Raw genomic sequence first — 17,829 nt, forward strand, 5'->3', positions numbered from 1 at the left:
CAGGAGCCATGCCATGATCTATGCCAACCCCGGTACCCCCGATGCCCTGGTCGATTTCGCCGCGCGTTACGGCAACTATATCGGGGGCGCGTTCGTCGCCCCGGTGAAGGGGCAGTATTTCGATAACGTCAGCCCGGTCAACGGCGAGGTGATCTGCGAGATTCCCCGCTCCACCGCGGAGGACATCGACAAGGCGCTGGATGCGGCCCATGCCGCGGCGCCGGCCTGGGGCAAGACCTCGGCCACCGAGCGCAGCAATATCCTGCTGAAGATCGCCCAGCGCATCGAGGACAACATCGAGATGCTGGCCGTCGCCGAGACCTGGGACAATGGCAAGGCGGTGCGCGAGACCCTCAACGCCGACCTGCCGCTGGCGGTGGACCACTTCCGCTACTTCGCCGGTTGTATCCGCGCCCAGGAGGGCACCGCAGCCGATATCGACGCTAACACCGTGGCCTACCATTTCCACGAGCCGCTCGGCGTGGTGGGGCAGATCATCCCCTGGAACTTCCCGATCCTGATGGCCACCTGGAAGTTGGCGCCGGCGCTTGCGGCGGGCAATTGCGTGGTGCTCAAGCCTGCCGAGCAGACCCCGGCGTCGATCCTCAAGGTGATGGAGCTGATCGGCGACCTGCTGCCCGCCGGCGTGATCAACGTGGTCAACGGCTATGGGGCCGAGGCCGGTGAAGCACTGGCGACCAGCAAGCGCATCGCCAAGATCGCCTTCACCGGCTCGACGCCAGTGGGTTCGCACATCCTCGAGTGCGCGGCGGCCAATATCATCCCTTCCACCGTGGAGCTCGGTGGCAAGTCGCCGAATATCTATTTCGCCGACATCATGAACGCCGAGCCCGAGTTCATCGACAAGGCCGTCGAGGGACTGGTGCTGGCCTTCCTCAACCAGGGCGAGGTGTGCACCTGCCCGTCGCGGGCGCTGATTCAGGAGTCGATGTACGACGATTTCATGGCCAGGGTGGTCGAGCGCACCCAGGCGATCAAGCGCGGCAATCCGCTGGATACCGACGTCCAGGTCGGCGCCCAGGCCAGCCAGGAGCAGTTCGACAAGATCATGTCCTACATGGAGGTGGCCCGGGAGGAGGGCGCCGAGTTCCTCACCGGCGGCGGCCAGGAGAGCTTCGACCCGGCCTATGACAAGGGCTATTACATCCAGCCGACCCTGCTCAAGGGCCACAACAAGATGCGCGTCTTTCAGGAGGAGATCTTCGGCCCGGTAGTGGGCGTGACCACCTTTCGGGACGAGGACGAGGCGCTGGCCATCGCCAACGACACCGAGTTCGGCCTCGGCGCCGGGGTGTGGAGCCGCGACATGAACGTGGCCTTCCGCATGGGCCGCGGCATCCAGGCCGGCCGCGTGTGGACCAACTGCTACCACCAGTATCCGGCCCATGCGGCCTTCGGCGGCTACAAGAAGTCCGGGGTCGGCCGCGAGACCCACAAGATAGCCCTCGAGCACTACCAGCAGACCAAGAACCTGCTGGTCAGCTACGACAGCAACCCGCTCGGCTTCTTCTGAACGCCAAGGAAGCGCACGCGATAGCGAGGGGCGCGACACCGGTCGCGCCCCTCGTGTCTGCGTGCTCGCTCAGGCGTTGAAGGCGCTGAGGTCGAGGGAGTGGCTATGGCCGAGCCACATCGCGCCCTGGGTATGGTCGAACAGATCGTCGTCGGTGCCCAGGTGCACCAAGACGTCCAGGTCGCCGCGATTGAGCGCCAGCCAGGGCACGAGTTCGGCGAAGACCGACGGGGCGAAGGACAGCTGGCAGCTCCACAGTGGATGGGGGCCCACCGGGCGCTCGTGGAAGCGCCCCACCCGGATGTCAAAGCGCGCGGCGGCCGCTTCGGCGATGCGCCGCGCCTCGGCCAGGCCGTTGGCGTCGCGGTAGTAGAGATGGGCATGGTAGTAGCGGATACAGGCGGTATCGAGGGAGCTGGAGTCGGGCATGGGAGCCTCCTGGGCTGGGACACTCCTCAGCCTACCCGACCCGAGCCTCGTCTTCACGGGCCCGTGAACGACGACGGCGACCCTTGGGTCGCCGTCGTGAAGAGCATCCGTCTCAGGCCGGGCTGAGGTCCTGGGGAGGGTCGCCCACCGAGCCAGGCATGGCCTGTACGTTGCCGCCTTCCCCGGCCAGGGCCAGGAAGTGCAGGTGGCGTTCGTACTCGGCGAGCACGTCGCCGATGACCTGGCCACGGGTGTAGCCGTTGAGGTCCTTGTCGGCGCCGCCCTCGGTCAGATAGACATCGAGGCGGACATAATAGTCGTCATCCACCGGCAGGAAGCTCGGCGTGCGCAGCCGGTGGGCGCGAACCTGATAGACGAAGCTGGCGGCATCGTCGAAGCCCACCTGGAGTGTCAGATAGGGCAAGGGTTCGCCGTCGACCGTCTCCTCGCTGACCGTCGCTGCCTGGCCGCGGCCCTCGAGCTCTTCGGCGAACTGGCGCAGGGCCGGGCGGATGGCATGCTCGATGGTGGCGGCGGCGCCGGCGCGGTTGGACGTGTCCAGGGCACGATCCAGGCGTTCGCGCCAGTCGCCGCCGGGGGCGGCGCCACTGACATGCTGGCGAGCATCGGCCTTGGTGCTTTCCAGCTTCAAGGCCCGGGCCATGCCGGCCATGATGGCGAAGATCACCAGCGAGAAGGGCACGGCGGTAATCACCACGGCGCTCTGCAGGGCCGACAGGCCGCCGGCCATCAGCAGGGCCACCGTGACCAGGCCGATGGCCACCGACCAGAAGATACGCAGACGGATCGGCGCGTCGTGGTTCACGTCGGACAGGATCGAGGTGAAGTTCGCCAGCACCAGGGCGCCCGAGTCGGCGGAGGTGACGAAGAACACGATGCCGAGGAGGGTCACCACCGAGGCGGTGATGCCGATGTACGGATACTGCTCGAGGAAAGTGTAGATGGTGGTCTGCGGTGAGTTGAGGGCTTCCTGGCCGAGCTCCGCCAGTCCCTGATTGGCGACCATCTCGATGCCGCTGTTACCGAAGACCGACATCCAGGCCATCATGAAGGCGAGCGGGATCAGCAGGGCGCCGATGACGAATTCGCGAATGGTGCGGCCACGCGAGATGCGAGCCAGGAAGAGGCCGACGAAGGGCGTCCAGGCGATCCACCAGCCCCAGAAGAAGATGGTCCACCAGCCTTTCCACTGCTGGGCATCGGGCCCGGCGAAGGCATAGGTGTCGAAGCTCTTGCCGACGAAGCCGCTCAGATAGTCGCCGGCGTTGAGGACCAGGGCGTCGAGCAGGTGCAGGGTATCGCCCTGGAAGAGCACGAACAGCAGCAGCAGGGCGGCCAGCCCCATGTTGAACTCGGACAGGCGACGGATGCCCTTCTCCACGCCGGTGACGACCGAAATGGTCGCGAGTATCACGACCAGCACGATCAGTACCACCTGGGTGGAAAGGCTCTCGGGCACACCGAACATGAAGGTGAGCCCGTAATTGAGCTGCATCACGCCGATGCCGAGACTGGTGGCGATGCCGAACACGGTGGAGATCACGGCAGTGATATCGACGGCATTGCCGATGGGGCCGTGGATACGCTTGCCGAGCAGCGGGAAGAGAGCGCTGCGGATGGCCAGTGGCAAGCGGTGGCGGTAGCTGAAATAGGCCAGTGCCATGCCCATCAGGACATACATGCCCCAGCCGGTCAGCCCCCAGTGCAGGAAGGTCTGGGGCACGGCGGCGCGCATCGCCGCGGCACTCTCAGGTGCCATGTCGGGCGGTGCCAGGTAGTGGGACAACGGCTCCGCCACACAGAAGAACAGAAGATCGATGCCAATGCCGGCGGCGAACAGCATCGAGGCCCAGGAGACCAGCGAGAACTCGGGGCGGGAGTGGTCGGGTCCAAGTCGAATGTTGCCGACGCGTGAGCAACCGATGACGATCACGAAGACCAGATAGACCACGGCGGCCAGCATGTAATACCAACCGAAGGTGTCGTTCACCCAGGCCAGGCCGGCGTCGAAGAAGGCGCCGGCCTCCTCGGTGAACGTCATGGTCAGGATCAGGAAGACCAGGATACCGGCCACACTGCCGTGGAAGACCGTGCGGTTTATCCGGTCGCGTTTCTCGGGAATGGCGTGGTTATCCGACATTCAATATATCCTCCTTAGCTCTCTTTTTTTAAATGAATGTTCAAATAAAATACGCACATCCCTCGCCGACTGCAAGTCGAAGGACGGAATCGACCGAGTGGCGGGGCCTGTGGGCAGGAGGGCCATGGGGAGAGAAGCCCGAGCCCGACGCACTACGCCCGGCGCAGGGCCGGGCGTAGTGCAGGAGGTGACGGGAAGTGGCGGGAGGCCGGGATCAGCCGTTCATGGGTCCCGGGTGCTTGTGGCCGTGTCCACGACCATGGGGGCGGTCGGGACCATGGCCTTCGGGCCGCATGGCATCGCGAAGGGCATGGAGTTGGTCGTCGTCGAGATAGTCGGACAACGCCTCGCGATGGGACTGGATCAGTTCCTTCCAGGCCTGGTGGCGGGCCTCGGGGTTCTCGAACTCGCGTTCCCCCAGGGCCTCGGCCTTGGCGCGGAAGGTGTCACGCTGAGTGGCCAGGGCCTCGCGGGTCGCCTCGGAAAGTTCCCATTCGTCGAACAGGGCATCGATGCGTGCCTCGCGTGCCTGACGTTGCTCGGCGCGATGTTCCTCGCGAAGCTGTTGCCTGGCCTTGGCGAGGGCGGCCTTGCCATCGTCCCCGAGGATTTCGTCGACCTGTTGGCGGTGCTCGGCGCGTAGCTCGTCCATCGACTGGTGATAAGATTCGCGGGCCTGGGAGAGCTCGTCGCGGGTCTGCTGGTCGATGCCGGCCCGCTCGAACAGCGCCTGGCGCACGTCTTTGTGGTGGTCGCCGTGGCGGGGGGCATGGTCGGGGGACGCGCTGGCGGCAAGCGACAGCGGTGCGACAAGGGCGGCCAGCAGGGCAGGCATCAGCAGCTTGCGGGAAAGCGATGTCGTCATGAACAGACTCCTTGTGTCCTGAAGTGACGAGGTCAGTATCGGTTTCCGGCGTGCAAGGTCGGTGTACCAAGCGTGCAAACACCGAGGAGGCGGCAGAGGGCAATAGCGTTCAATACCATCCGGCGGGGCCCGCGTATTCTGCACGGGAACAGTCCAGTCGAAACGGGAGAAGCGTGATGATGACGCTCAGCTTGCTGCTTTCCATGTCGGCCTTCGCCCTGGCCGCGTCGATATCGCCGGGACCGGTGAATATCGTGGCCTTGTCCGCCGGGACACGCCATGGTCTGCGCGCCAGCATGCGGCATGTCGCCGGCGCCTCCCTGGGCTTCACCCTGCTGTTGCTGTTGATCGGCTTGGGTCTGCATGAGCTGCTGGAGCGCTGGCCGTCGATCATCGAGGGGGTTCGCTGGGCCGGCGTGGCCTTTCTCGGCTACATGGCGATCAAGCTCGGCGTCGACGATGGTCGGCTCGGAGACGGCGGGAACACCCGGGGACCTTCCATGCTGCAGGGCGCGATCATGCAGTGGCTCAACCCCAAGGCCTGGTTGGCCTCGCTGGCGGGGATGGGAGCCTATGCCGCCAATGGCGAGGTCGGCCTGATCCTGCGTTTCGCGCTGCTCTACCTGGTGATCTGTTATCTCTCGATCGCCTGCTGGGCCGTGGCCGGTGCCTGTCTTCGCCACTGGCTGCGTGACGCGTCCCAGGTACGCCTGGTCAACCGTGTCCTGGCGTTGCTGCTGTTGGTCAGTGCGGGGTATCTGGTGGTGGCCCGCCTGTAACGCAACACCTGTCGGCTGATCGCCGGCTATCCGGTGCCGCCGAGGTATTGGCCGGGTGTGGTGGCCCGCAGGCGCTTGAAGGTGCGCTGGAAGTGCGCCTGGTCGGAGAAACCGCAGTCGGCCGCGACGTCGGCGATGGGCTGGCCGGCACGCAGTCTGGCACAGCCGAGCTGGATGCGGCGGTTGATGAGGAAGGCGTGCGGTGTCATGCCGTAGTGGGCCTTGAAACGGCGCACCAGGTAGGAGCGCGACAGGCCGGCGGCGTGGCAGATGTCGTCCAGGCCGATGGCCTCGGTACAGTGGGTATCGATGTAGTCCGCGGCTCGCCTCAAGCCGAGAGGTGATTCCTCGATGGGCGATATCCGCGGCGCGAGTCGGCGCTGCATCTCGACGACCAGCTCGGTGGCCCGGGTTTCCCGGGCGAGGCGTGTGGCATCGGGGGCGAACAGGGTGTCGCAGAGGCTGACGAGTCGCCGATACAGTGCCGGATGACGGCTCGAGCGGGCGGAGTAGGTCTGGAAATCGAGGTGGGCGGGGGCGCCGAGCTCGTGCTGCAGGCCGGCCAGCCAGTCGTTGTCGAGATAGAGCATGTCATACGACCAGGGGCGGTCGTCGATGGGGTTGCAGGCGTGCACCTCTTCGGGATTCATGACCACGACCGTCCCCGGGGCGACGCGTTCCGTGTGGCCCTGGTTCCAGTAAGTACTGTAGCCTCCGGTGATGGCGCCGACCGAAAAGGTATCGTGGCTGTGCCTTTCGTAGCAGACGCGGCGACCGTCCGTGACCCGGCGTGCCTCGAGAAACGGCAGAGCGGGGTCACGCCAGAAGCGCATGATGTCCCGGTGATGTGCCATCTAGTGTCCTGTTTCGGAGTTCGTTGAAGAGGTGGCGAGCGCATTCAGCCTCTGATACAGGACACTAGATCAGCTTCGGCCGGACGTCATCCTTCATTCTTCGGGCTGGTACTTGTAGCCCACGCCGTAAACCGAACGGATGATCTCGCGATCCGGCCAGATGTCGGCGATCTTCTTGCGCAGCTTCTTGACGTGGCTGTCCACGGTTCGTTCGGAAACGATGCGGTGGTCGCGGTACATGTGATCCATCAACTGCTCGCGGGAGAAGATGCGTCCGGGCGAGTGCATCATCACCCGCAGCAGCTGGAACTCCACCGCGGTCAGGGCCAGGTCGTGCCCATCGGCCATGGCACACCAGCCATCGTCGTCCAGGGTCAGGGCAGTGCCGCCCGCGTGAGGGGTGTCGTCGGTCGCCCGGCTACGGCGCAGCACGGCACGGGCGCGGGCCACGACCTCGCGGGGGCTGAATGGCTTGCAGATGTAGTCGTCGGCGCCGAGCTCCAGTCCCAGCAGGCGGTCGACTTCCTCGACCCGGGCGGTGAGCATGATGATCGCAATCCGCGGCCAGCGCTGACGGATCTCGCGGCACAGGGTCAGACCATCGGTGCCCGGCAGCATCAAATCCAGCAGGACCAGTTCGGGGACGGCATCCAGGGATTCGAACCAGGGCAGTACCGCGTCGCCGTGGTCGATATGGTGAGTGGTGTAGTCGCTGCCCTCCAGGTAATCGGCCACCAGTCGAGCGATCTTGGGCTCATCTTCGACGATCAGGACGCTGTCGGTAGTGATGCGGCTCATGTGTCATCCCCTCTGAGCTGGTGGTCGGTGATGGCCGGAAAGGTCAGCGTCCAGCATAACCCGCCCAGTACCGACACGCTGGGTGTCATGTCGGCGCCATGGGCCCGGGCCAGCGCCATGGCAATGGACAGGCCGAGACCGCTGCCGCCGCTGGCGCGGCTGCGCGAGCCCTCGACACGATAGAGACGCTCGGTCAGGCGTGGCAGTTCGGCTTCCGGAACGCCGGGCGAGCTGTCTTCCCAATGGAGCCGCCAGGACTCGCCCTGGCGGGTGAGCGTGACCCGTAGTCGTCCGGGGGAATGCGTGTAGGCGCAGGTGTTGTCCAGCAGGTTGGTCCAGAGCTGGCGAAGGCGCTGGGTATCGCCGCGAATCCAGGCGGGGCCGTCGATGGCGGTTTCCAGTGTGAAACCGCCATCGTGCAGCCAGCCTTCGGCCTCATCGAGACGCGAGGCGAGGGTGTCGGCCAGGTCGAGGGGGGCCAACTGCACCTCGAGGGCTCCGGCGTCGCTCTGGGAGAGCAGGCGCAGGTCGGCGACCAGGCGTTCGAGCTGGCCGACTTCCTGGCCTAGCGAGCCGAGGCTGTCCAGGCTCAGGGGACGCACGCCGTCCTGCATCGCCTCTATCTCGCCGCGTAGTACGGCGAGCGGGGTGCGCAGCTCATGGGCGATGTCTGATACCCAGCGGCTGCGGGCCTCGCGGCTGGCTTCCAGGGTGGCGGCCAGGACGTTGAAGTCGCGGGCCAGGCGTGACAGCTCGTCGCGGCCTCGCTCGGTCAGGCGGGTGCTGTAATCCCCCTCGGTGAGACGCCGTGTGGCCAGCGTCATGCCGCCGGTTCGGCGCCCCAGCCACCACGAGAGGCCACCGGCGAGCAGCAGCGAGGCCAGCCCCAGGGCGGCGACGATGATCGCCAGGTTTCGGCGCTGCTGGGAGAGGAAGATGCGGTCCATGCGTGCCATCAACTGTTGGGGCGGTCGGTAGCCCAGGGTGCCGACCTGTTCGCCGTCGCTGATGATCGGCAGCCAGCGCAGTTCGGCGGCATCCCGGTCGTTGTCCGGTGGCAGCCCGATGACCGGCAGGCCACGGGCGTCATGGAGCACGAAATCCTTGGGATCGCCCAGGCGTCGTTCGATGCCCTCCGGTGGCGGCGCATCGCCGGGCCAGAGCTGGTGGCGTACCAGATGATGCCAGGCGCGTGGCGATTGACGCAGCCACTGCCAATCGCCGCGTCGCGACCATTCATCGGCGAGGCCTTCGGCCAGGGTTTCGGCGCGGCGCGTCTGGGTCCGGTCGAGATATTCGATGAAGCCCTGATCGAGGCTGCGCGACACGGCGATGAACACCAGCCCCGAGATGGCCACGTTGACCACCAGTATGATCACGAACAGCTTGATGCCGAGTCGCGAGAAGGAGGGGCGGGAGGGGCGCATACGTGGGTCGTCCTCGAGCAGGGAGCAATACCTCAGGATACCGTCGCGGAGCGGGCGTATCGTGCAATCCCGGTGAAAGTCGCCGCTCGATCAGGGGCAGCTTTCGCCGACGATCAGTTCGGTGTTCAGCGTCAGTGCCCGGTGCGGCTCCAGATCCAGGATCATGCGGGCGGCGGCGCGCCCCTTCTCGACACTGTCCTGATGCATGGTGGTCAGTCGAGGCGATCGGTACTGGCCTTCGGCGATGCCGTCGAAACCGGTCAGGCGAAGGTCCTCGGGGACACGCAGGCCGCGCTGCTCGGCCAGGGTCAGGGCGGTGAGCGCGATACGGTCCGACATGCACAGCAACAGGTCCGGGCGCTCGTCGTCAGGGAGGTCAAGGATCTCGGCGATCACCGGGGCGCAGACGTCATGGGTGTTCTCCTCGATATTCCACACCGGCACCGAGGACGGGGTGATGCCATGTTCCTCGAAGGCGCGATAGAAGCCATCGAGGCGAGCTCGGGTGATGGTGCGCTCGGCCGTCAACCAGGGCTGCGTTTCGGTCACCCGGCCGTTGCAGGGTGTCTCGGTGAGCCGCAGGGTGATCACGCCCACACGGCGAGGCGGTGTCGACAGAGCGTGGCAGGCAATGGCGTAGCTGGCGGGCTCGTTGTCGATGTGCACCATCGGTCGGCCTTCAATGTTGAAGTCCACGGCCACCAGCGGGCGCTGGGCGGGCAGGTCGCTGAGCAGCATCACGCTCGGCATCAGGCCATAGACGATGAAACCGTCGGCCATGCTCGCCGTGCCGGGTGTCTGAGCAGAGCCGGGCTGTCGCCCCGAGAGCAGCAACAGGGTATGGCCGTGATCGTCGAGCACCTCGGTGATCCCGGCCAGAAGTTCGCTGGAGACGGCGTCGTTCAGGCTATAGGTCAGGGTTTCGGCGAGCACGACCGCAATGATCCGTGAACGACCGGTACGCAGGGTGCGAGCCCGAGCATCCGGTCCCTGATAGCCCAGGCGCTGGGCCTCGCTGAGGATGCGTTCGCGCAGGCGCGGAGAGAGCTGGTCCGGCCGATTGAAGGCGTTGGACACGCTGGCGGTCGAGACGCCGAGTTCGCGAGCCAAGTCCTTGAGCGTGATGTGGCGAGGGGAAGGTGTCACAGCCAGATTCCATGCTGAAGGCGTTGGGTGACCAGCATACCGGCATGGCCGGGGCGGGCCCAGCCCTGACCATGCCGTATGGGGGGAGTCGTCATCGAGGCGGGGCCGGGCCGGTGGTGCCGACTGGCCATCGGAGCGTGTGCCATGATCGATAATGAGCCTCCCGCATGATGAAGATCAGTGATATGGCCACCCCTCTGTCGCCGCGGTGATGGCGATGCCTCGTGCCGGTAGTGTCACGCTGTTTGGCGACCATCGGCCGTTGACGCATGCCGGCACATCGTTCAGCGGCGTGACGCCCGGTGGGGCGGACAGGGTGCGGGGCTCGTCGGCGAAATTGAGGGCCACCAGGAGGCGTTCACTGCCGTGGCATCGTTCCAGGCGCATGACGCCGTCCTGTATCGGATGGTGGACGACATCGCCCTCGACCAGCGCGGAGTGTTGCCGGCGGAAGGCAAGGAAGTCGCGATAGGCGTTGAGCAGGGAGTCCGGGTCGTCCTCTTGTCGATCCACGGCCAGGGCCAGGTGTTCGGTGGCGACGGGCAGCCAGGGGGTGGTCGTCGAGAAGTCGCCATGAGGGGCGTCGTGACGCCACGGATGCGGGGTTCGGCAGCCGTCGCGTCCCTTGTAGGCTGGCCAGAAGGCGATGCCGGCAGGGTCGACCAGCGATGCGAAGTCCAGCGACACCTCGCCCAGCCCCAGCTCCTCGCCTTGATAAAGGCAGATGCTGCCGCGTTGGGTCAGCAGGAAGGCCATGAAGAGACGCAAGGCTGCCGCATCCCGGTCGGCATTCCAGCGTGTGGCCAGTCGCGTCACGTCATGGTTGCCGAGTGCCCAGCAGGGCCAGCCGTCGTCGAGTCGGGCTTCCATGGTGGCCAGGGTGTGGTGCAGGTAGTCGGGATCGTGTCGCTCGCCCAGCAGATCGAAGGAATAGCACATGTGCAGCCGCTTGCCGCCCCGGGTGTAGTCGGCCATCACCGTCAGCGAGTCATCATCGCCGACCTCGCCGACCGAGGTCGTGCCGGGATATTCGTCCAGCAGAGCGCGCAGGCGCTCGAGAAAGACGAGGTTCTCGGGCTGGGTCTTGTCGTGCAGGTGGTGCTGGAAGGCATACGGGTTGTCCGGTCGTACGCCCATGAAGCCTTCTTCGAGGGCCTCCCGAGGGGGATTGTCGCGCAGGGCGCCGTGGGTACAGAAATTGATCGCATCGAGACGAAAGCCATCCACGCCACGATCCAGCCAGAAACGCACCTCGCCGAGGATGGCCTCGACCACTTCCGGGTTGTGGAAGTTGAGGTCGGGCTGCTCGGCCAGAAAATTATGCAGGTAGTACTGGCGACGCCGGGTATCCCACTGCCAGGCCGCACCGCCGAAGATCGACTGCCAATTGGTGGGGGGGGTGCCATCGGGGCGCGGATCGGCCCAGACGTACCAGTCGGCGCGAGGGTTGTCGCGATCCTGACGGCTTTCGGCAAACCAGGGGTGCTGGTCGGAGGTATGCGACAGTACCTGGTCGATGATGATCTTGAGGCCCCTTGCATGGGCAGCTTCCACCAGTCGGTCGAAGTCCTCGAGGGTGCCGAACAGCGAGTCGACGTCACGATAGTCGCTGATGTCGTAACCGAAATCCTTCATCGGCGAGGTGAAGAAGGGGGAGAGCCAGATGGCATCGACGTGCAGCGAGGCGATGTAGTCAATCCGTGCGGTCACACCTCGCAGGTCGCCCACCCCGTTGTCGCCGGTATCCTGAAAACTGCGCGGATAGACCTGATAGATCACCGCGCCACGCCACCAATCCTGGCCTGGCTTGTCGATTTGCGTCGTCCGGGTCATGCCCCGAATCCTCCTGTCGAGAGACACGGCGCCCGGAACGGATGTGGCGGGCGCCGCCTGGCAGGAGACATGGTGACGATCCGGCAAGCGTCCGGCCTCCTCCCCGTCAGGCGTAGCTCGGGGGAGGAACCGGGGCGGAGGCGATGGCGGCGGGGGCCGGCGTGTCACCCTGGATGCGCTCGAGCAACTGGCCCGCCAGGGCGATGGCCTCGTCGCGATGACGGATGTGCTGCTTCTGATACAGGCTGCGAATATGCGTCTTGATGGTCGTGGGGGCCACGTTGAGACGTTCGGCAATCCGTTCGTTGGAGAGGCCGGCGTGGATCAGGCCGAGGATCTGCCATTCGCGTCGTGTCAGCGGCGAGGTGCGGATCAACTCGGGCACATCGGGGCGCGCGACCAGGTCGTCGATCACGGCATCGTCGAGCATCAGTCGAACCGCGCGTCCATAGTTGCATCGCCGCTGGCTCAGGTCGAGCAGGCGCTCGGCACGCTGACGCGTCAGTGTGTCCAGGGTGTCGTCCTCCAGGAGGAGGTCGAGCATGGGGGCCAGGTTATCATCCAGGCGCAGAAAACTGCCGACCAGAGCGGTACGCGAGGCCAGCTCCAGGGCCTGTTCGAGATGCGGAAGGGCAGCATGCCGATGGCCGGCCAGCCACTCGAGCTGGGCCAGGCAGAGCCGATTGCGATTGGCGTCCGTCACCAGTCCCAGGCGTCGTGTCTGTGTCTCCAGAGTCTCGAGCAGCTCGCGTGCCGATGCGAAGTGTCCCAGGTACATGAGGGCCCGGGCATGGTTGCGGGCATTGCACTGGGTGAAGTGGTTGGTGGCATCGGCCGGGCTGGCCTCCGGAGCGTCCTGACGCCAACGCTCGATGGCCTCCAGGTCGCGCTGGCTCGCCCACCAGGTGAGCAGGGTGGTGTGGGCATTGGCTCGCCAGTCGATATGGTAGTCGCCGTCGGCCAGGGACTTTCGAATACGGCGAACATGGTCGCTGCACTGGGTATGATCGCCTCTCGCCAGGGCGATCTTGGCCAGGCTGATATGGCACTGCAGGGTCCAGTGCTCGCCCTGTTTGTCGAGCACGGCGATACCATCGAGCGCCGCCTGTTCGGCCTCGTCGAGGCGATGCCATTCCCACAGCAACTGGCTGCGGATGCGATGCACGAATTCGACGATGGGCAGGTGCTGCAGTCGGCGGCGCTCGATATGTGCCACGGCGCGCTGCTGTACGTCGTGCGCGGCCTGCAGTCGACCCATGGCGAACAGGGTCTCCGATTCATGGCAATGGGCCCAGAGCAGGCGTTGGTCGTCACCGCGTCGGCGCGCTTCGCGAGCGACATCGCGAACGCGACGCAGCGATTCGTCCAGGTATCCCTGCACGAAGCGGGATTCGCAGAGAATGGTGGCGGCCGCCAACGGCATGCCGGGCAGGTAGGTGGCGGGGAGGTTCAGGGCACGTTCGGCCAGCGGTGCGGCGTGTCGGGCCTCGCCACGGTTGATGGCGAGCTGGGCGCGCAGGGTGTCGAACTCGGCGCTAAGCGCCTGCCACTCGTCCCGATCGCGTCGCGCCTCGATCCAGCCGAGGACGCGTTCGGTGTGCGCGAACTGATACTGGGCGTGGGTGACCCAGCCCCACAACAGCGTCAATCGAGGCGAGGCCGACAGGCGCGTGTCGCCGAGCACGTTGAGAGCGCGTGCCAGCGGGGCGCATTGTCCACGATCGAGCAACCCCGGTCCTTCGGCTTCGACCAGCGTGGCCAGGGCCTCGGGGTCCTGTGCCTCGGTCATCTGTGCCACCGCCAGGGCAGAATCGCCCATGGCCAGCCAGGCCTGGCTGGCGCGGCGATGCAGGTCACGCTGGGCGTCCAGGCTGAGCTCCCCGCGACAGTAGCGCAGGTACTGGGCAAATAGCGGATGGAAACGACACCAGGGTGAGTGGGGGTCGTCGCGTTCGATGAAGAGTCCGGCCTGCTCCAGCGCCTCGAGGCGGCGTCCGGCATGCTGGCCCTCGAGTAGCCGGGCGACCAGGTGGGGCGAGAAGCGTTCGAGCACGCCGAGCTGGTGCATCAGGATACGGTCCGGCTCCTCCAGTGCCTCGCGCATCAAATCGTCGAACCAGGCCACGAAGTCGGGGTGACCGCCGCCCAGGCGTTCCAGAAGCGCATCGAAACTGGCGGTGGTGGTGGTGCGCTCGAACAGCCAGTTGATGGCCATGGCCCAGCCGCCGGTGAGCCGCAGGGCGCGTTCGAGGCTGACCCGGGTGGGCGGAAAGCTTAGCAACTGGTCGCTCAGCGCGCGGCTGTCGTCGAGGGTAAAGGCCAGTTGCGTCGGGCCGAGCTCCTCCAGTTCGCCGCGCAGGCGCATAGCGGCGAGTCCGAGGTCCGGGCGTGAGCGGGAGATCACGGTCAGGGTCAACCAGCGAGGCTGATGGCGCAGCCAGTAGCGCAAGGCCTCCAGTAGCACCGGTGAACGCAGGTGTTCGAATTCGTCGATGACCAGACGGCAGGGAGGTGCCTGGTCGGGCAGGACTGTCAGCCAGCCATCGATGCGCGAGGCTAGTGGCTGGGTCTCGTCGTCTTCCAGCAGTGAAAGGCCGAGGTGCTGGCGACAGAGTGTGCCCAGCGCGGCGGCGAAGTAGCGCGCAAAGCGCGCCGGATCATCGTCCAGAGGCTCGAGGCGCAGCCAGGCGGCAGATTGTTCGAGTGCCGGCAGTCGCTCGGCCATCAGGGTGCTCTTGCCGTAACCGGAAGGGGCCTGGACCACCATCAAGCGCGTGTGCTCGCTGAGCGCGAAATGGTCGTTGAGCCGCTTGCGGGACACGGTGGTCGGTGGGAGAGCGGGGGCCATCAGCTTGTCATGGATCAACGGCATGCGGCACCTGAGGCAGCGTCTTAATCGTTACAGATGCTGTCAGTATGGCGCGAATTATCGTCTTGTGGGGCGATCTGCGACCAAGGTGGTAGGCGATGGGAGAGAAGCCCCCAGGCCGAACCTGCCCCGCGAGGGGCCTACGCCCCGGGGCTACGCCACCCTGGCGGGACCGCGGGATGAGCACGTCGCGACAAGGATAGCCGAGTCTCGTGGCGACGGGGCATCGGTCCATGGAGAGATCGATGCTTGCAGGATCATAACAAGAGGAACCGCGCCATGATACGACGCTATGCACTGCCGGCCTGCCTGGTGGCGACCGCTCTCGGAGGATCGCCCGCGCTGGCTTTCGAGGATGATGCCCTGACGATCTGGATGGGCGATAACAAGGGCCCGGAAGGCATTCGTGAGGTGGCCGAGCGCTTCACGAGAGAAATGGGCATCGACGTCGATATCGTCAACCCCGATAACCTCACCGATCGTTTCCAGCAGGCCGCCGGCAGCGGCAAGGGGCCGGACATCGTCATCTGGGCCCATGACCGTATGGGAGAGTGGGCACAAAGCGGGCTGCTCGAGAGCGTGTCGCCGTCGGCGGCGTATCGCGAGCGCTATTTCGACTTCACCTGGGAGGCGATGGTCTGGAATGGCGAGACGTATGGCTATCCCATCTCGGTGGAGTCTCTGGGGCTGATCTATAACAAGGCACTGGTCAAGACGCCGCCGGAGAGTTTCGAGGCCCTGGCTGAGCTCGACGCCGAACTGAGCGAGGAGGGCAAGAAGGCGATCCTGTTCGACTATGGCGAGCCCTATTACGGCTGGACCCTGCTGGCCGCCAATGGCGGCTATCCCTACAAGCGGACTGCCGAGGGCTATGATGTCGGCGATATCGGCGTCAACAATGCCGGGGCCATTGAGGGAGCTCAGCGTCTGCGCGAGCTGATTGCGTCCGGCGTACTGCCCGAGGGAACCGACTACAACGTCATGGCCTCCCGCTTCAATCGCGGCGAGGTGGCGACCATGATCAGCGGCCCCTGGGCCTGGAGCAATCTGGAGAAGAGCGGTATCGATTTCGGCGTGGCGCCCTTGCCCCGGGTCGGGGAAGCCAGGGCGAAGCCGCTGTTCGGTGTGACCGCGGCCATGATCAATGCCGCCTCGCCCAACGACTTCCTGGCCATCGAATTTCTCGAAGGCTATCTGCTCGACGAGCAAGGCCTGCGGACCTTCAACAGTGATGGCTCCCTGGGCGCGGTGGCACATCGGGCCTATCAGGAGGAGCTGGGCGAGAATCCCGATATCGCCGCCACCCTGGCCAATGCCGAGATCGGCGAGCCGATGCCCAACATTCCCGAAATGGGCGCCTTCTGGTCGGCCATGGAGCCGGCACTGCAGAACATCGGCAGTGGCCGTCAGGCGCCGCGAGCCGCTCTCGATGCCGCCGCCGAGCGCATGCGCACCTCGAATCAGTGACCCTTCCCGACATTCGCCCGCGTCCTGGCCCCGGTCCGGTTGCGGGCGGCAGGTGACCGACCATGTTCACGACCAATGCTTCACGCGGCCTGCCGCGCCATCGTTCCCGTTCCATTGCCGAGCGTTATCGCCGTTGGGTCTCGCGTGCCCTGGTGGCGGTGCTGGTGGTATCTCTGCTGTGGCTGGTGGTGGCGTTCCACCTGCGCGGGCAGTGGATGTTCGCGCTGCTGTTCCTGGTGCTGGGGGCCTCCCTGGCCGTGGTATTCGGCAAGCGCGATCTGATGAGTCACCGCTATGTCTTTCCGGCTCTGGCCGGCATGGGCGTGTTCGTGATTTTTCCGTTGCTGTATACCGTCGGCATCAGCTTCAGCAATTACAGTTCGAGTAACCTGCTCGGTGAGGAGCGGGTTCGCGCCCAGTTTCTCGAACGCACTTATCAGGCGGAGGGCAGCGCCTTCGACTTCCGGCTCTATCGCGAGGGAGAACGCCGCCGACTCTATCTCGAGGCCCAGGGGGAAGACGCGGATATCGGGACATCGCGACTGGTATCCGAGCCCCTGGCCGACAGTGGGCAGCAGGGTGCCCTGGCGGTGCATCCCACTCAGTCGCCGCCGGCGGGGGAGGCACTGGGCATGCGCGAGGTGATCGCCGAGCGTGAACGCCTCCAGCGACTGGTGCTGACCACACCCGATGATGTCGAGCTGCGCATGGCGGGGCTACGGCATTTTGCGCCGATCCTGCCGCGTTACACGGAAAATCCCGACGGCAGCCTCACCGATCGGCGCGACGGGACACGCCTGACACCGGATCATGAACATGGCTTCTTCGTCGATGGTGAGGGAGAACGCCTGACGCCGGGCTGGCCGGTGGCGGTAGGGCTGGACAATTACGCCCGGGTGCTGCTGGACCCGGATGTGCGAGGTCCCTTCCTGGCGATCTTCGTCTGGACCTTCGTCTTTGCCGGTCTCACGGTGCTTTTCACTCTGGCGGTGGGCTTCGTGCTGGCATCCTTGCTGCAATGGGAGCAACTGCGGGGCAAGGCCGTCTATCGCACCCTGCTGATCCTGCCCTATGCCGTGCCGGCCTTCATCTCGATATTGATCTTCAAGGGCATGTTCAATCAGTCCTATGGCGAGATAAACCTGATTCTCGAGAATGTCTTCGGCATCCGTCCGGACTGGTTCACCGACCCGGCCATGGCGCGGACCATGCTGCTGATCGTCAATACCTGGCTGGGGTATCCCTACATGCTGCTGCTGTGCATGGGACTGCTGCAGTCGGTGCCCCGTGACCTGTACGAAGCCTCGGCGGTGGATGGCGGGGGGCCGCTGACCAACATGTTCCGGATCACCCTGCCGCTGATCATCAAGCCGTTGACGCCATTGTTGATCGCCGCCTTTGCCTTCAACTTCAACAATTTCGTGCTGATCACCCTGCTGACCGGCGGCGGCCCGGACATCCTCGGGGCGAGCACGCCGGCGGGCACCACCGACCTGCTGGTCAGTTACACCTATCGCATCGCCTTTCAGGATGCCGGTCAGGACTTCGGTCTGGCGGCGGCCATCGCCACCCTGATCTTCCTGCTGGTGATGGGCTTGTCCTTGCTCAACCTGCGGCTATCAAGGGTCGAGGTGTAACGGAACACGCCACCGTTCGGATTTCAGGAG

13 protein-coding genes are annotated in these 17,829 nt (G+C 65.5%); 4 read left to right on the forward strand and 9 right to left on the reverse strand.

What is annotated here, in order from left to right:
- Positions 1 to 13: 13 nt before the first annotated feature.
- The gene (locus RSO41_RS07485; RefSeq protein WP_315618462.1) at positions 14 to 1,534 is read left to right on the forward strand and encodes an aldehyde dehydrogenase family protein; all 1,521 of its coding nucleotides are present in this window, start codon (positions 14 to 16) and stop codon (positions 1,532 to 1,534) included.
- Positions 1,535 to 1,603: 69 nt separating this feature from the next.
- On the opposite strand, the gene RSO41_RS07490 is transcribed toward RSO41_RS07485, so the two are convergent.
- The 3 genes from RSO41_RS07490 to RSO41_RS07500 all read right to left on the reverse strand — a co-directional run bounded on the left by RSO41_RS07490 (position 1,604) and on the right by RSO41_RS07500 (position 4,989).
- Positions 1,604 to 1,963 (reverse strand): DOPA 4,5-dioxygenase family protein, encoded by a 360-nt coding sequence (locus tag RSO41_RS07490; protein ID WP_315618463.1) that lies wholly within the window; start codon positions 1,961 to 1,963, stop codon positions 1,604 to 1,606.
- Between the two features lie 112 nt (positions 1,964 to 2,075).
- On the reverse strand, positions 2,076 to 4,124 hold the full coding sequence (betT, locus tag RSO41_RS07495) for a choline BCCT transporter BetT (RefSeq protein ID WP_315618465.1): 2,049 nt from the start codon (positions 4,122 to 4,124) through the stop codon (positions 2,076 to 2,078).
- A gap of 214 nt (positions 4,125 to 4,338) precedes the next feature.
- Entirely contained in the window at positions 4,339 to 4,989 is a 651-nt protein-coding gene (locus RSO41_RS07500; protein WP_315618466.1) for a hypothetical protein, read from the reverse strand.
- 176 nt (positions 4,990 to 5,165) lie between these two features.
- Between RSO41_RS07500 and RSO41_RS07505 the strand changes: the two genes are divergently transcribed.
- On the forward strand, positions 5,166 to 5,768 hold the full coding sequence (locus RSO41_RS07505; RefSeq protein ID WP_315618467.1) for a LysE family translocator: 603 nt from the start codon (positions 5,166 to 5,168) through the stop codon (positions 5,766 to 5,768).
- 26 nt (positions 5,769 to 5,794) lie between these two features.
- Here the strand turns inward: RSO41_RS07505 and RSO41_RS07510 are convergent, their stop codons facing one another.
- From RSO41_RS07510 to malT, 6 genes are all read right to left on the reverse strand, one after another.
- On the reverse strand, positions 5,795 to 6,622 hold the full coding sequence (locus tag RSO41_RS07510) for an AraC family transcriptional regulator (protein WP_315618468.1): 828 nt from the start codon (positions 6,620 to 6,622) through the stop codon (positions 5,795 to 5,797).
- 93 nt (positions 6,623 to 6,715) lie between these two features.
- Complete coding sequence (locus RSO41_RS07515) at positions 6,716 to 7,420, reverse strand: response regulator (protein WP_315618469.1); 705 nt, start codon at positions 7,418 to 7,420, stop codon at positions 6,716 to 6,718.
- Positions 7,417 to 8,847, reverse strand: coding sequence for an ATP-binding protein (locus RSO41_RS07520; protein ID WP_315618470.1), 1,431 nt, complete (start codon positions 8,845 to 8,847; stop codon positions 7,417 to 7,419). The genes RSO41_RS07515 and RSO41_RS07520 overlap by 4 nt, the downstream gene beginning before the upstream one ends.
- A 90-nt stretch (positions 8,848 to 8,937) precedes the next feature.
- Positions 8,938 to 9,993, reverse strand: a complete 1,056-nt coding sequence (locus RSO41_RS07525; protein WP_315618471.1) for a LacI family DNA-binding transcriptional regulator — start codon at positions 9,991 to 9,993, stop codon at positions 8,938 to 8,940.
- 177 nt (positions 9,994 to 10,170) lie between these two features.
- On the reverse strand, positions 10,171 to 11,826 hold the full coding sequence (locus tag RSO41_RS07530) for an alpha-amylase family glycosyl hydrolase (protein ID WP_315618472.1): 1,656 nt from the start codon (positions 11,824 to 11,826) through the stop codon (positions 10,171 to 10,173).
- Positions 11,827 to 11,932: 106 nt separating this feature from the next.
- On the reverse strand, positions 11,933 to 14,698 hold the full coding sequence (malT, locus tag RSO41_RS07535) for an HTH-type transcriptional regulator MalT (RefSeq protein WP_315618473.1): 2,766 nt from the start codon (positions 14,696 to 14,698) through the stop codon (positions 11,933 to 11,935).
- Positions 14,699 to 14,974: 276 nt separating this feature from the next.
- Here malT and malE point away from each other — a divergent pair, with 276 nt between their 5' ends.
- Both malE and malF read left to right on the forward strand, forming a co-directional pair.
- On the forward strand, positions 14,975 to 16,162 hold the full coding sequence (gene malE, locus RSO41_RS07540; RefSeq protein ID WP_315618474.1) for a maltose/maltodextrin ABC transporter substrate-binding protein MalE: 1,188 nt from the start codon (positions 14,975 to 14,977) through the stop codon (positions 16,160 to 16,162).
- Positions 16,163 to 16,224: 62 nt separating this feature from the next.
- The gene (malF, locus tag RSO41_RS07545; RefSeq protein ID WP_315618476.1) at positions 16,225 to 17,799 is read left to right on the forward strand and encodes a maltose ABC transporter permease MalF; all 1,575 of its coding nucleotides are present in this window, start codon (positions 16,225 to 16,227) and stop codon (positions 17,797 to 17,799) included.
- Positions 17,800 to 17,829: the final 30 nt, after the last annotated feature.

This window comes from Halomonas sp. I1, assembly GCF_032334135.1.
Taxonomy (GTDB): Bacteria; Pseudomonadota; Gammaproteobacteria; order Pseudomonadales; family Halomonadaceae; genus Halomonas.

What these genes read in the sequence shown, in the direction of transcription:
- RSO41_RS07485 (WP_315618462.1), top strand. Translation starts at nt 14, where the DNA reads ATGATCTATGCCAACCCCGGTACCCCCGATGCCCTGGTCGATTTCGCC.
- RSO41_RS07490 (WP_315618463.1), bottom strand. Translation starts at nt 1,963, where the DNA reads ATGCCCGACTCCAGCTCCCTCGATACCGCCTGTATCCGCTACTACCAT.
- betT (WP_315618465.1), bottom strand. Translation starts at nt 4,124, where the DNA reads ATGTCGGATAACCACGCCATTCCCGAGAAACGCGACCGGATAAACCGC.
- RSO41_RS07500 (WP_315618466.1), bottom strand. Translation starts at nt 4,989, where the DNA reads ATGACGACATCGCTTTCCCGCAAGCTGCTGATGCCTGCCCTGCTGGCC.
- RSO41_RS07505 (WP_315618467.1), top strand. Translation starts at nt 5,166, where the DNA reads ATGATGACGCTCAGCTTGCTGCTTTCCATGTCGGCCTTCGCCCTGGCC.
- RSO41_RS07510 (WP_315618468.1), bottom strand. Translation starts at nt 6,622, where the DNA reads ATGGCACATCACCGGGACATCATGCGCTTCTGGCGTGACCCCGCTCTG.
- RSO41_RS07515 (WP_315618469.1), bottom strand. Translation starts at nt 7,420, where the DNA reads ATGAGCCGCATCACTACCGACAGCGTCCTGATCGTCGAAGATGAGCCC.
- RSO41_RS07520 (WP_315618470.1), bottom strand. Translation starts at nt 8,847, where the DNA reads ATGCGCCCCTCCCGCCCCTCCTTCTCGCGACTCGGCATCAAGCTGTTC.
- RSO41_RS07530 (WP_315618472.1), bottom strand. Translation starts at nt 11,826, where the DNA reads ATGACCCGGACGACGCAAATCGACAAGCCAGGCCAGGATTGGTGGCGT.
- malT (WP_315618473.1), bottom strand. Translation starts at nt 14,698, where the DNA reads ATGCCGTTGATCCATGACAAGCTGATGGCCCCCGCTCTCCCACCGACC.
- malE (WP_315618474.1), top strand. Translation starts at nt 14,975, where the DNA reads ATGATACGACGCTATGCACTGCCGGCCTGCCTGGTGGCGACCGCTCTC.
- malF (WP_315618476.1), top strand. Translation starts at nt 16,225, where the DNA reads ATGTTCACGACCAATGCTTCACGCGGCCTGCCGCGCCATCGTTCCCGT.